The organism is Dyella soli, from assembly GCF_054482295.1.
The window spans coordinates 1,160,305-1,174,526 of record NZ_JBTFFU010000001.1; the positions used below are offsets into that span (position 1 = coordinate 1,160,305).

Sequence of the window (14,222 nt, forward strand, 5' to 3'; positions counted from 1 at the left end):
CTCCTGGAATACCTGAAAGTGCGCCCGTCAAAAGGCGCATGGCGGCCCCCGGCCGCCAGCAATAACAAAGGGATGGTGCGAAAGGCGGGACTCGAACCCGCACGGTTTAACCCGCTGGAACCTAAATCCAGTGCGTCTACCAATTCCGCCACTTTCGCATCAGAACAACTCTGAGGAATTTCCCGCAAGCACCGGATTATCAAGGTAAAAAAACAGACAAAAGCTGCCTTGCACCCTACCCCGCCAGCCTCCGGGCACTCCGCCCTAAGTCGATGATTCCCTTACACGAAAGCGGGCCATTTTACGGTTCGCAGCGGCGACAACACAAGCCGGAAACATGCCGCCACGGGGCGGCGGGATCGCAGCGCGCTTGCTACAGCTCGCGCAGGACGCGGAAGCCGACGCGGCCGCTGCGGACACTGGCATCGGCGCCCTGGCGGTAGGCCGAGCGCACCTGGTCCGGCGAACTGCCCCAGGAACCGCCGCGGACCACGCGCACGCCGCAGCCGGGATTGACCCAGGCGCTGCCGTCGCGGGGCGCGCGCAGGTAACTGTCGTGCCAGCAGTCCTGCACCCACTCGGAGACGTTGCCGTTGATGTCGTACAGCCCGAACGGGTTGGGACTGAAGGTCATGACGGGCGCAGGGCCCCAGTAACCGTCGCGATAGCCGGGGAACGCATTGCTCCAGCGCCGGCCGCTGGGGGAACGATCATTGCTGCCGGTGAGGTTTTCCACCTTCGACCCGGGCGTCCCGTTGCCCCACCAGTAGCGGGTGCCGGTGCCGCCCCGGACGGCGTACTCGAACTCGGCCTCGCTGGGCAGGCGGTAGGTCTTGCCGGTGCGCTGGCTCAACCAGTCCGCATAGGCCTTGGCGTCGTTCCAGGAAATATTGACCACCGGGAGCCGGTCGTCGGCGGAGCGGCCGGCGTAATCGTCCTGCCAGCCGGCATTGACGTCGTCGCGCATGGCACCGCTGGCCTCGTCATACACACTGGCGCCGCCCAGCCTGGCCGAATCGGGGTGATAACCGCTGGAACGGACGAATTCCCGGAACTGGCCGACCGTGATGGCGGAGCGCGAAAACGCGAAGCCCTTGGCGATGTTCACTTCGTGCTGGGGCGTCTCGGCATCCTGGCGCCCCTCTTCCGCGTCCGGCGCGCCCATCTGGAACGTGCCAGTGGGCACGACCACCATCGAGGGCGTCTGTCCCGCCATGTCGACGAAGCGGTCGACGAACACCTGGCCCGGTTTGTAGCTGGCGTACAGGCGGGCGTTGGTCAGGCGATCACCCAGTTCGGCCAGGCCGGCCAGGTCGGGACTCATGCCCCTGGCCTGCTCGGCCAGTTGCTGGGCCAGCGCCAGGTTGCCGCCATCGAGGGCCGTGCGGGCCTGGGCCAGGATGGCCGTGGCGCGCGACTGCCGCATGGTCTCGACCCGCGCCTGCACGTCGCGCAGGGCCGGCGAGTCGGGCTGCACCTGGGCCGCTGCGGCAAGCGCGGCATCGGCGCCCTTGAAGTCGTTCTGCGCCACCGCGGCCAGGGCCCGGTCAAGCACGGCCCGCTGCACCTGCAGCACACCCTGGTCGGCCACCGCATTGCCCGGGTCCATCCCCTGCACCTGCCGATACAACTCCAGTGCGTTGGCACCCTTGGGCTGGTCCACGCTGCCCTGTTGCAGCAGCGCCGCGGCCTTGGCCAGCAACGGCCGCGTCTGCGCCAGCATTTTCAGCTTCGCCTGAAGCTGGGCGACTTCATCGCCGGAATCCGGAACGGTCTTCAGCGACTCGAGCAAGTCATTGGCCGCGTCGGCATCGCTGATGGCCAGGTCCTGGTTGATCTCCGCCACCAGTCGCCCGCGCACTTCGTACAGACCTTGCGCGGCGCGACGACTGTCCGGCTTTTGCTTCAGCGCCTGCGCGTAGAGCGCCGCCGCACTGTTCTGGTCGCCGGCGAGCTGGCCGGCGCGCAAGGCCTTGTCGGCACGCGCCAGCAGGGCATCGACTTCGGGCGTATCGGCGCTCAGTTGCTCCGGCAGGCTGGCGTTCTTGTTGCCCAGCCTGGCCACGATGACTTCGGTCGGCGCGAAGGTCAGCGGCGGTCCGGCGTCGATCTCGGCCAGGTCCGCGCGTGGCGCCACCTGGGGCGCATGGGCGGCGGGAGCCGGCCCGAGATTCATCGCACGCTTGGAGGTGACGGCCGATGGCTCGACATGAAACACGCGCGGAAAGAAGTGAAAGACCAGCGCAAGGCCCAGCACGGCTACGCCAACGGCTCCACCCATGGCGCGCTGGCGACGTACGGTTTCCTTGCTCGGCATGGTTGGGCGTCCCTGGGCGGCCTGTTATGGTGCTTGGCCTAAACCATAGGCACAAACCGATGTCAGGACAATGCGCGAGGGCGCGTCCTGCATGGCCAGGAAAACGCATGCACCCAACGTCATCCCTTGCGCCACACGCCGCCTGGCTCACCCGCCGCGACGAATTGCTGGACTGGCTGTCCGGACTGCCGGCCGATGCCGCGCTCGGTTTCGACACCGAGTTCATGCGCCGCAATACCTTCTATCCACAGCTGGCGCTGCTGCAGATGGGCTGGAACGGGCGCTATGCACTGGTCGATCCGCTCGCCTTCGACATCGGCGACGCGCTTCGCCCGCAGCTGGGCGAGGGCACCGTGGTCACCGTGATGCATAGCGCCAGCGAAGACCTCGAGGCGCTCTCGTCGATGTTGCCGCACGGGCCGCGCCAGCTGTTCGACACGCAGATTGCCGCGGCTTTCGTGGGCATGGGGCTGGGCATCAGCTACCGCGCGCTGGTGGCCGAGCTGACCGGCGCCGAACTGGACAAGGGCGAGACTCGCTCGGACTGGCTGCAGCGCCCGCTCACCGATTCGCAGCTCGCCTATGCCACGCTCGACGTGGTCTATCTCAAGCCGGTGCACGAACAGCTGGCCGAGCGCCTGGTGCAGCGCGATCGCGTCGCCTGGCACGCCGAAGACTGCGAGCGCCTGAAGCAGCGCGCGTGCTACCGCGAAGGCGATCCGCAACCGCAGCGCGGGTTCCGCGGCGCTGCCGAGTGGCGACCCGAACAGCGCGCCCTGCTCCGCCGCATCCTGCTGTGGCGCGACAAGACCGCCCGCGCGCTCGACCGGCCCCGTCCGTGGATGCTCGAGGACGCGCAGGCCATGAGCCTGGCGCAACAACCGCCGGCGTCCGCCAACGAACTGGAGCAACGCACACGCGGCCAGCGCGCGCTTCGTTCCGCGCAGCGCAGCGAACTGTTCGAAACCTTGCGCCGCCCGCTCGATGCCGACGAAGTGGCGGCGACCGAGTCCATTCCCGGCACCCCGCAGGGCGACGCCAAGAAAGCGCTCGCCGCCATGAAGGACTGCGTCGACGCGCGCGCCGCCGAACTGGACTTGCCCGCCGGCCTGCTCTGCCCGCGCAAGGCACTCGAGGAATACGTGGTGACGGCGCGCTGGCCCGACTTCCTCGAAGGCTGGCGCCGCGAGGTTCTGCACGACGAGCTTGCCCGCCTGCTGCCGTGAGCGCATCGGGCGGCAGGGGCTTGGCGAAGACCGAATCACGCTGGTAACATCTTTGGCTCGTGTGGGGCCATAGCTCAGCTGGGAGAGCGCGTCGTTCGCAATGACGAGGTCGGGAGTTCGATCCTCCCTGGCTCCACCACTCCATCGAGTTGAAGCGGCGCAAGACATCCCGGGATGCTTGCGCCGTTTTGCGTTTGGCGCGCCCGCCGGCTGCGGGCACGCAAGCCTGCATCGACAGGCAAGCATGCCCCGCTGCTTCGAAAGTACCTGCGATCTGCCTGACTGCCGGGCAAACGGATATCGCGTCCCCTTGAAGTCATGGCCGGAGGGCACACTTCTGGCACTGCTCGCCCGACGCACGGCTGGTCAGTGTGGGCGTCATTCGTCTTTCCCCGGAGATCCGCCCGTCATGACACCCCAGGAACAACAGCTGCTCGACGATTTCCTCCAGCGCCTGGCCGCCGCAGGCGGCGTAGCCAAGGATCCACAAGCCGATGCCCTGATCCGGCAACGCCTCGCCGCGCAGCCCGATGCGCTCTACCTGCTGGTGCAGCGCAGCCTGTTGCAGCAACAGGCACTCGAAGCAGCCAAGGCGCAGATCAGCCAGCTGCAGGCACAGCTGTCCGGCCAGCAGGGTGGTGGCAGTTTCCTCGGCGGGCAGTCCGCCTGGGGCGCCGCACCACCGCCGATGCCACCCCAGCCACAGCCCCAGGCGGCCGCTCCCGGCTGGCGTGAACGGTTGTTCGGTGGCGCGCCGGCGCAACCTGCCAGCGCACCCGGCTTCCTCGCGCAGGCGGCCACCACCGCCGCGGGCGTGGCGGGCGGCATGTTCCTGTTCGACGGCATCGAAAACCTGATCGGCGGGCACCACGGCGGCGGCTTCCTCGGCGGCGGCCAGCCCACCGTGATCGAGAACATCACCGAGAACAATTACAACGACGGCGACCACCACTCGCGCGACTTCGACCAGCAGGACTTCGCTTCCTCCGATTTCGACGACAGCAACGACGGCGGCTTTGACGACAGCGGCTGGGCCTGAGGCGTGATCACGCAGCCGCCAGGGCGCCACTGAAACACGCCACGCCGGCGTGCCGGGCAGCCGCCCCGGCACGCCGGTCATGCGGTCACCCACGCCACCGCGGGCAGCGTGCGGGCCCTCGTTTCACGACAGGGAATGTCGAGTGGATCGCAGGGCGCGCATCCTCCTTCCGGCACGCAACCAATGGCCTAGCGGCAATGGCCACCTGCCCTGCTAGCCTTCCGCCATGACAGGTGGCGGACGCTCGCCGGCCACGGCCACGCGCACCGGCAGCTGCCACGGCACAGGGGGAATGCGCGCTTCGCTGGCGCGATACATCGGCTAACCTGCCGTCCTGCACCGTGCTTCCGAAAACCAGCAACCAGGACGTTGGCATGCCGAATCTGGAAAACACCAAGCTCGCGATCATCGGGCTCGGCTACGTGGGACTGCCGCTGGCCGTCGAGTTTGGCAAGCGCTATGACACGGTTGGCTTCGACATCAACCGGGGTCGCATCGACGAACTGCGCAGCGGCCACGACAACACGCTGGAGGTCACCGCGGCCGAGCTGGCCGAGGCGGGACGACTGCGTTTCAGCTCGGACCTGGCCGACCTGGCCGATCGCAACGTCTACATCGTGACCGTGCCCACGCCCATCGACGCGGCCAAACGCCCGGACCTGACCCCGCTTACCCGCGCCAGCGAGGCACTTGCCCGGGTGCTCAAGCGCGGCGACGTAGTCGTGTACGAATCAACGGTGTATCCGGGCTGCACCGAAGAGGTGTGCGTGCCGATCCTCGAGGAGGGTTCGGGCCTGGTCTTCAATCGCGACTTCTTCGCCGGCTACAGCCCGGAGCGCATCAACCCGGGCGACAAGCAGCATCGGGTGACCAGCATCCTGAAAGTGACTTCCGGCTCCACGCCCGAGATCGCGGATTTCGTCGACCGCCTGTATGGCTCGATCATCACCGCCGGCACGCACAAGGCCAGCTCGCTGAAAGTGGCCGAGGCCGCCAAGGTGATCGAGAACACGCAGCGCGACCTCAACATCGCACTCGTCAACGACCTGTCCATCCTGTTCAACAAGCTGGGCATCGACACGCTGGAAGTGCTGCAGGCGGCCGGCACGAAATGGAACTTCCTGCCGTTCCGGCCCGGCCTGGTCGGTGGCCATTGCATCAGCGTGGACCCGTACTACCTCACGCACAAGGCGCAGGAAGTGGGCCACCACCCCGACGTGATCCTCGCGGGCAGGCGCACCAACGATGGCATGGGCCCGTATATCGCCAGCGAGGTGATTCGCCTGATGGTGCGCAAGGGCATCAATCCGGTGCGGGCGCGCGTGCTGGTACTGGGGCTGGCCTTCAAGGAAAACTGCCCGGACCTGCGCAACACGCGCGTGGTCGACATCGTGCGCGCACTGCATGGCTACAACGCCGAGGTGGATGTGCACGATCCGTGGGTCAACGCCGCCGAAGCGGCGCACGAATACGCGCTGACGCCCGTCGCCGAGCCCGAGGCCGCCAGCTACGACGCCGTGATCGTCGCGGTCGGCCACCGACAGTTCGTCACCATGGGCGCCACCGGCATCCGCGCGTTCTGCAAGCCGGCTTCGGTGGTTTACGACGTCAAGTACGTACTGCCGCGCGCCGACGTCGACGGCCGCCTTTGACTGGGGAAACACATCATGAAAGTGTTGGTAACCGGCACCGCGGGTTTCGTCGGGTCCTACGTGGCCGAGCGGCTGCTCGACCGCGGCGACGAGGTGGTCGGCCTGGACAACCTCAATGACTACTACGACGTCACCCTGAAGAAGGCGCGCCTTGCGCGATTCATGGATCGCCCCGGCTATGCCCACGTGCATGCCGACCTGGCCGACCGCGCCGCGATGGAACACCTCTTCGCCGAGCACCGTCCGCAGCGCGTGGTGCACCTGGCGGCACAGGCCGGCGTGCGTTACGCGGCAGAGAATCCCCATGTGTACACGAGCAGCAATGTCACGGGCTTCCTGCACGTGCTCGAGGGCTGTCGCCAGCATGGCGTCGAGCACCTCGTGTTCGCCTCGACCAGTTCGGTATATGGCGCCAATACGGCGATGCCATTTTCGGAACACCAATCGGCCGAGCATCCGTTGACGCTGTACGCGGCCACCAAGAAGGCCAACGAGCAGATGGCGCACAGCTATGCGCACCTGTACGGCATTCCCAGCACGGGCCTGCGCTTCTTCACCGTGTATGGCCCCTGGGGGCGGCCCGACATGGCCCTGTTCCTGTTCACCCGCGCCATCCTGGCCGGCGAACCGATCAGGGTCTTCAACCACGGCAGGCACAAGCGCAGCTTCACCTACGTCGACGACATCGTCGAAGGGGTGATACGCACGCTCGACCATGTGCCGGGCAGCGACGCGCGCTGGAACAGCAAGGCGCCCGATCCGGCCTGCAGCGGCGTGGCGCCGTATCGCCTGTTCAATATCGGCAACGAACGTCCGGTGGAACTGCTGCACTACATCGAGGTGCTGGAGCACTGCCTCGGCCGCAAGGCGACCATGGAACTCCTGCCCCTGCAGGCGGGCGACGTGCCGGACACCGAGGCCGATGTAACGGACCTGATACAGACCGTAGGCTATAGGCCGCAGGTCTCGGTAGAAACCGGCGTCGCTAACTTTGTACGCTGGTACCGGGGATATTTCCGCGTGTGATGGCCAAGGCCTGCCGGCAGCCGCCGGCAGACAGCCCGATCCGCCGCGAATGTCAGATCCGAACTGCGGCCAGACCTGGCGCGTGGGCGGGCTCGCACGGAGACCGGGGGGACGGAGTGATCATCGACTACCTGAGCGGCGCCTATCCTGCCGAGGTCGAGGCCGATCTTTGCATCATCGGCGCCGGCGCCGCGGGCATCGCCATTGCCCGTGAGTTCATCGGCTCGCACGTGACCGTCTGCCTGGTCGAGGGTGGCGGCTTCACCGGCGAGCAGCGCAGCCAGGAACTGTACGAGGGAAGCTCGGTAGGCCACGTGCCCTTCGACCCCGGCACGTCACGCATGCGCGTCTTCGGCGGCAGCTGCAACCTGTGGGGAGGCGGCTGCATCCCGCTCAGCCGCCAGGACATGAGCGCGCGCGACTGGGTACCCCATAGCGGCTGGCCCATCACCTACAACGAACTGGTGCCCTACTACGCGCGCGCCAAGACGTATTGCCACCTGCATTCGCACGATTTCGTCGATGGCTCCTTCGCCACGCCGACCTTTCACCAGCCGATCGCGTTCAACGAAGAGACGCTGGTCAACCAGGTCTTCGTGCACAGCCCCATCCTGTTCGGCGACACCTATCGCGACGAGCTCGAACAGGCCGCCAATATCACGGTGCTGCTGCACGCCAATGTGCTCGAGCTGATGGCCTCACCCGATGGCAGGTCGGTGCGCAGCGCGCGCCTGGGCTCGCTGGACGGCCATCGCGGCAGCGTGCGCGCGCGGCAATACGTGCTCGCCTGCGGTGGCATCGAGAACGCGCGGCTGATGCTGCTGTCCGATTCGGTCGTGCCGCAGGGGCTGGGCAACCAGCACGACGTGGTCGGCCGCTACTTCATGGACCATCCCAGCGGCACGCTGGGCAGGCTGTCCACCAAGGCGCCGCATCGCGTGACGCGCCCCTATGACCGGCGACGCTACCGCGGCGCGACGCCGTCGTTTCCGGAAATCGGGTTGTCGGATCGTGCGCAGCGCGCGCACCGCGTACTCAACGGACGCATGCATCCGTTCGGAGTCGAGGGGCCGCTGCCACGCGGCATTCGTGCGCTGCGCGAGCTGCGCGCGGCACTGCGCCCCGCCCCGCGCGATGAAAATGCCTTGCTGGAAGAGCAGATGTCCGCGGCCCTGCGCAACGCGCCGGCCGTCGAAGCGGTCGCCGTGCCGGGGAGCCTCGGCCTGGCGGCGCTTCGCGTCGGCCTTGGCGTCGGGGACCTGGCCCGCGCCTTCGTGCACAAGCTGGCCGATCGCCCCACCGTGGCGAGCAGTCATATCGATCTGGTGGGCTACTTCGAGCAGGCGCCCAACCCCGACAGCCGCATCACGCTCGGCCACGACACCGACGCGTTCGGCCAGCGCAAGGTCTCGGTGGACTGGCGGCTCACCTCGCTCGACCATCACACCTATCGCGCCGCCGCATCGTTGTTCGGCAGCGGACTGGCGCACGCCTGCCAGGGCCATTTCCAGCTCGACCCCTGGCTGTCGGACGACATCGCGGTCACGCCACTTATCCATGGCACCGCGCACCATCTCGGCACCACGCGCATGTCCGACGACCCACGCACCGGCGTGGTCGACCGCAACTGCAAGGTGCATGGCATGGACAATCTCTACCTGGCCGGCAGTTCGGTGTTTCCGACCGGCGGCTGGGCCTTTCCCACCTTCACCATCGTGGCGCTGAGCCTGCGGCTGGCCGACCAGTTGCGGACCCTGCTCACTCCGTACGTGTCATCCGGCTTGATGTAACCGCCCCTCCATCAGCGTGATGCCAGCCATGGGAACGGAGACAGCCAGACAGGCCTTTGTTCGCGAGGCCACCCACGCGCTGTTGCACAGCGGCTTCACGCCGCCCGTGGACGGCGAGGCCAGCGTGCTTCTGTTCGACAGCACGCCGTGGCGGTTCCGCCGCGCGGACGCCTATGCCCTGCTCGACACACGCGAGCGCGAGCGCGCGCTGCGCTTCCACTACCCGCACGACCGCGACACCTATGTGCTCGCCCATGCGTTCTGGCGCGTGGTGCTCGGCATCGTGCTGGATACCGACGCGGCGAACGTGTCCCTGACGAGCACGGCGGCGGGACAGCCGTGCCTGCCGCACGTCCCCCACGCCACCAGCCTGAGCCACAGCGGCAGCCACGTTGCCATCGCCGTGGGCATCGCCCGGACGCTCGGCATCGACATCGAGCAATCGCCGCCGCACATCGCCCTCCACGGCATCGCGCAGATTCTCTGCTCGCCCGCCGAAGCCGCCGCGCTGGAGGCCATGCCTGCGGCGGCGCGCGAACACGCGCTGCTGTCGCTGTGGACGCGCAAGGAAGCGTTGCTCAAGGCCTTCGGCATCGGGTTGCGCGAATCGCCGTCGGCCATCCGCGCCGACATCGGCGTCGGCGTGGATCCGCCAGCGTCGGTCGACGACGCTCCCACTTGCCTGGTCCATCAGCTCGACCTGCCGGAGACACTGGTGGGCGCGCTGGCCGCACCGCTTTCGGTGACGCGCCTTTCGCTGCACTGGATCGACCCCTCGCACGCCGGAGACGACATGGGCCGCGCGATCGCCTAGCCCGACGCGCATGTGTTGCATGGCTGAGACAGCCGAACAGCACTCCCCCATCGCTCGTCCTTAAGTTACATCGACGTACGCGAAGCCACGGGGCTACGCTCGGTTTCCGCTAAAGGACCTGGCTGAAAACCTGGGGGAGAAGGGGGAATCGGATGCTTCGTTTCCTGCGCCGGCAATCCGTACGTTGGCTCGTCCTGCTCGGCCTTTGCGAGTTGGTACTGCTCGCACTCTCGCTGGAGCTGGCCACCTACATCCGGTACTTCCGCAGCCCGGAGGAACTGGCCGAGTTCACCGTGCACATCCCGCAACGGTCGCTGGTGTTCGCCACCGTCATCGTGATCGGCATGGTCGCGATGGGCCAGTACCAGGCACACATGCGCATGAGCCGGTTCGGCTTGCTGGCGCGGCAGGCGGTGGCGTTCGTGCTTGGCGGCGTGTTGCTGGTCGTCGGCTACTACGTCGTGCCCCAGGCCTATGTCGGCCGCGGCGTGCTGGCCATCGCCCTGTCGCTCGGCTTCATCTTCGTGCTCGCGCTGCGCGTGCTGTTCCTGCAGCTGGTGGAGGTGGAGGCGCTCAAGCGCCGCGTGCTCATTCTCGGCGCCGGCGCGCGCGCAGCGCAGATCCACAACCAGATGCGCCGTCGCACCGACCGCCGCGGCTTCTGCGTGGTCGGCTATGTGCCGCACGCCCAGGAAACCGTCGCCGTACCGCCCGATCGCCTGCTGCAGCCCGGCATGTCGCTGACGGCGATCGTGCAGCGGGAGCAGATCGACGAAGTGGTGGTCGGCGTCGATGACCGGCGCGGCCACCTGCCGATGGACGACCTGCTCGAGTGCCGCCAGATGGGCGTCACCATCACCGACCTCACCTCGTTCTTCGAACGCGAGTCGGGCCGCGTGCAGCTGAGCCTGCTCGATTCCTCGTGGCTGGTGTTCTCCGGCGGCTTCAACACCACACCGCTGCGCCAGCTCAGCAAGCGCTGCTTTGACATCGGCGCGGCCCTGGTGCTGATGCTGCTGTTGTGGCCGCTGATGCTGCTGGAAGTGCTGGCCATTCGACTGGAGTCGGGGCCGGGCCAGCCGGTCCTCTACCGCCAGGAGCGCGTCGGCGCGCATGGCAGGACCTTCCTGCTGCTGAAGTTCCGCAGCATGCGCACCGATGCCGAGCGCGACGGCGTGGCCCGCTGGGCCAGCAAGAACGACGTGCGCGTCACGCGCGTGGGCCGCATCAGCCGCAAGTTGCGCGTGGATGAGCTGCCGCAGCTGTGGAACGTGCTCAAGGGCGACATGAGCATCGTCGGTCCGCGCCCGGAGCGCCCGCAGTTCGTCGCCGACCTCGCCACCCAGATCCGCTACTACAGCCTTCGCCACAGCCTCAAGCCCGGCCTCGCCGGCTGGGCGCAGCTGAGCTATCCGTATGGCGCCACCGTCGAGGAAGCGGCCGAGAAGCTCAAGTACGACCTGTTCTACGTGAAGAACCACAATCTGCTGCTGGACCTGCTGATCCTGATCCAGACGGTCGAAGTGGTGCTGTTCGGGCGCGGCGCGCGCTAGTCAGTTGCTGCTGGCGGACGAGCCGTCCCGTGCATCGTCCTGCGTACGTGCCACGGGGCCCAGCGAATGCAGCGGGGAGTTGTGCCACTCCACCACCTGGTCGTTTTCGAAGCGGATCCACGACGGTCCGTATTCCCAGCGGCTGCCACGCACGCTGGTCGGTTCGCCTTCGATCTCGCGCACCTGGTCCATCGACATGCCGATGCTGAGCGTCGGTGCCGAGGCGGCCGCTGCCGGTGCCGGCGTGGGCGGCATCGATACGGCATGCAGCTCGTCCTGCGCGGACGGCGCGGCCACCGGCGGTGGCGGCTGGTTGCTCATGTCCCACCACAACATGCTGGCCGTGATCGCCAGCAGCGCCAGGACCACCGGCGTGCGGCGCCAGATCGCCACACGCCCCGTTGCCGCGCGTGGCCGCACCGCCTGGGCATTGGCCTCCGGCACGGCAAACCGCACGCGGCTGGCCGATCCGGGCAGGCGACCGTGTTCGCGCTCGAAAGCCATGGCCGCGTCGTACTGGGCAATGAGCCGCTGCAGTTGCGCGGCGGCGACCGGATCGGTCGATGCACCGCCACTCCGGTCAGGATGCAGGCGCGCCACGTAGCGGCGGTAGGCCATTCTGAGATCGCGCGGATCACAGCCCGGACGCAGCCCAAGCGTGCGGTACATATCGAGAAAGTCGGTCTCGCTGGCCAAGCCCCTTCCCCCCGCGCGGCGATGTCGCGATACCTGCCGTATGGCGCCATGGACGCCCGCGTGCTGCAGGACGCATTCTTGACACAGTGCGATGGGGTTCGCAATATTCGGCGTCCGCGAGACGGGGGATTGCGCCATGCATGGCCGACGAGACTGCGTCGCTTCGCACTGCCGGCAAGCCGTCCTGGCCGCCTTGCTGATCGCCGTATCGGCTGCCCAGCATGCACAAGATCTTCCGTCACCTGCCCCGGCGGCTGACCGTGCCATGGAACAGACCATCCCCGCGCTCGGCGCACACACCATGCTGACCCATCCCGAAGGGCTGGGCGTCACGCCTGCAGTGACCACGCCGATCAACACGCAAGCGACCGGCAGCTCGTTCATCGTGCTCAACGGTGGCTACGTAAAGAACGGTTTTGCGCCCACCGACACCTATGGCAACCACTGGAAACGCGTGGGCAGCGATCCGGTGTTCAACGGCTACGACGGGGCGTTCGACGTCAAGGCTTATGTGGCGCAGTCGGGCAAGGGCGGTGGCGGGCATACCGTGCGCATCGACAAGTCCGGTTACCCGCAGGGCGAGATCACCGTCCCCTTCATCGAAGTCACCCACGCCGGCGTGCTCAAGGACGTGGCCCAGAACTACCCTGCCCCGGCTGTCGTCATGACCAGTGACAGCGTCACCACCACCGGTCCTGCCACCCTGGTGGCGGTCTGGTGGGGCGATGCCGGCGTGCAACGGATGACGGCACGGCCGGACAACGGATTCACTATCGTCGACAGCTTCCTGCAACTTCCCGACAGCAGCGGCGTGCAATGCGCCGTCGCGTACCGGCAGGTCACCGAAGCAGGCACCTACCGCGTGAGCTGGGTCGGCTCGCCCATGCAGGGCGCGATCCTGTGGCTGTTCGCGTTCCAGTCGCGCTAATCCGCGGGTTCGCGCGGCCCGGTAAAAACACGGTATAGGCAGGATGGACTAGAAACAGGAATAGCCGGGATGGGCTAGGGAAAAACGCGCCTGATCGGCCGACAATCAATCCCGATCCATGCAACGTCGGCACCGTGTGCCTTGCCCGTAGCCCGGGGCCGTACGCGATGCATACCGGACACAAGGGGTTCTTGTTTCGACCGGCGAGATCCGCACCACGCGGGGGAGGGTGTAAGCCATGCATGCCAATGCGACGGCTTTGATCGAGATGGATTGGGACGCCTTCGACCCCGCGCGCATCAAGGCCGTGCGCCACCAGCTGGCGGACCACCCGTTGCTGCAGCCCGACCAGCTGGTTGCGCTGGGCAAGCGTTTCCAGGGCACCAGCCATCTCTTCACCTTCAACAACAACGCCGGCGCCGATGCGAATTTCGACGACGTCGCGCGGTTGTACCCGAACCGCCGTTCCGTCACCGACACGCTGCAGGGCATCAACGAAGCCAAGGCGTGGATGCTGCTGCGCCACGTGCAGGCCGACGCCACCTACCAGAAGCTGATCGACCTCGCGCTCGATCCGATCAAGCCGCGCATCGAGAAGCATGATCCGGGCATGTACTACCGCGCCGGCTGGATCTTCGTCGCCTCGCCGCACACCGTCACGCCGTTCCACATCGACCGCAACCACGGCATCCTGCTGCAGATCCACGGCACCAAGAAGGTCTACGTGTGGGACGCCGAGGACGCCGAAGTCTGCAGCGAACTCGCGCGCGACTGCTTCCATTCCCGCCACGAACTCGACGAAGTGAAGTGGCGCGAAGAATTCCGCGAGCGGGCCCACGTGTTCGAAGTCGGGCCGGGCCAGGGCGTGTACATGCCGATCACCAGCCCGCACATGGTGGAGACCGGTGACGATCCGTCCATCACCATCAGCCTCACATACAGCACCAACGCCACGCGCCGCAACGCGATGGAACACGTGCTGCATGATCTTCTACGTCGCAAGGGCATCAAGCCGCCCACGGTCGGCAAGCATCCGCTGCTCGATCGGCTGAGCTATGCCAGCGCGTCGGCCATGATCGCCATGCACGGCGTCGGCAGCCGACCACCCGCCTGCCCGTCGCTCGCCCGGCGTACGGCCTATGCCGTGGCCGACTGAGCACCCTGATCTTCGTCGAGCCTGT

The 14,222-nt window shown here is 67.2% G+C and carries 11 protein-coding genes and 2 tRNA genes; 10 read left to right on the top strand and 3 right to left on the bottom strand.

Going from position 1 to position 14,222, the window contains the following annotated elements; all coding sequences use genetic code 11:
* Positions 1–73 precede the first annotated feature (73 nt).
* Together ACXU4B_RS05375 and ACXU4B_RS05380 are read right to left on the bottom strand one after the other, a co-directional pair.
* Positions 74–158: transfer RNA gene (locus ACXU4B_RS05375), tRNA-Leu, on the bottom strand.
* Between the two features lie 215 nt (positions 159–373).
* Positions 374–2,317 (bottom strand): formylglycine-generating enzyme family protein, encoded by a 1,944-nt coding sequence (locus ACXU4B_RS05380; protein ID WP_131408449.1) that lies wholly within the window; start codon positions 2,315–2,317, stop codon positions 374–376.
* A gap of 107 nt (positions 2,318–2,424) precedes the next feature.
* Here ACXU4B_RS05380 and rnd point away from each other — a divergent pair, with 107 nt between their 5' ends.
* The 8 genes from rnd (at position 2,425) to ACXU4B_RS05420 (ending at position 11,417) form a co-directional block, all read left to right on the top strand.
* Positions 2,425–3,543 (top strand): ribonuclease D, encoded by a 1,119-nt coding sequence (gene rnd / locus ACXU4B_RS05385; RefSeq protein ID WP_131408451.1) that lies wholly within the window; start codon positions 2,425–2,427, stop codon positions 3,541–3,543.
* 63 nt (positions 3,544–3,606) lie between these two features.
* Positions 3,607–3,682: transfer RNA gene (locus ACXU4B_RS05390), tRNA-Ala, on the top strand.
* Between the two features lie 270 nt (positions 3,683–3,952).
* Positions 3,953–4,582, top strand: a complete 630-nt coding sequence (locus tag ACXU4B_RS05395; protein ID WP_131408453.1) for a DUF2076 domain-containing protein — start codon at positions 3,953–3,955, stop codon at positions 4,580–4,582.
* 374 nt (positions 4,583–4,956) lie between these two features.
* Entirely contained in the window at positions 4,957–6,234 is a 1,278-nt protein-coding gene (gene tviB, locus ACXU4B_RS05400; protein WP_131408455.1) for a Vi polysaccharide biosynthesis UDP-N-acetylglucosamine C-6 dehydrogenase TviB, read from the top strand.
* A gap of 15 nt (positions 6,235–6,249) precedes the next feature.
* Complete coding sequence (locus ACXU4B_RS05405) at positions 6,250–7,260, top strand: NAD-dependent epimerase (protein ID WP_131408456.1); 1,011 nt, start codon at positions 6,250–6,252, stop codon at positions 7,258–7,260.
* A gap of 116 nt (positions 7,261–7,376) precedes the next feature.
* Positions 7,377–9,050, top strand: a complete 1,674-nt coding sequence (locus ACXU4B_RS05410; RefSeq protein ID WP_131408458.1) for a GMC oxidoreductase — start codon at positions 7,377–7,379, stop codon at positions 9,048–9,050.
* A 28-nt stretch (positions 9,051–9,078) separates the two neighbouring features.
* Positions 9,079–9,864 (top strand): 4'-phosphopantetheinyl transferase family protein, encoded by a 786-nt coding sequence (locus ACXU4B_RS05415; protein WP_165583150.1) that lies wholly within the window; start codon positions 9,079–9,081, stop codon positions 9,862–9,864.
* A gap of 152 nt (positions 9,865–10,016) precedes the next feature.
* A complete protein-coding gene (locus ACXU4B_RS05420; protein WP_131408462.1) occupies positions 10,017–11,417 on the top strand; it encodes a TIGR03013 family XrtA/PEP-CTERM system glycosyltransferase in 1,401 nt (466 codons plus the stop codon).
* Here ACXU4B_RS05420 and ACXU4B_RS05425 read toward each other — a convergent pair whose 3' ends face one another.
* Positions 11,418–12,113 (bottom strand): J domain-containing protein, encoded by a 696-nt coding sequence (locus tag ACXU4B_RS05425; protein WP_131408464.1) that lies wholly within the window; start codon positions 12,111–12,113, stop codon positions 11,418–11,420.
* A 265-nt stretch (positions 12,114–12,378) separates the two neighbouring features.
* On the opposite strand from ACXU4B_RS05425, the gene ACXU4B_RS05430 reads away from it, so the two are divergent.
* Positions 12,379–13,041, top strand: coding sequence for a hypothetical protein (locus ACXU4B_RS05430; RefSeq protein ID WP_131408466.1), 663 nt, complete (start codon positions 12,379–12,381; stop codon positions 13,039–13,041).
* Between the two features lie 238 nt (positions 13,042–13,279).
* Positions 13,280–14,197, top strand: coding sequence for a cupin-like domain-containing protein (locus tag ACXU4B_RS05435; RefSeq protein WP_131408468.1), 918 nt, complete (start codon positions 13,280–13,282; stop codon positions 14,195–14,197).
* Positions 14,198–14,222: the final 25 nt, after the last annotated feature.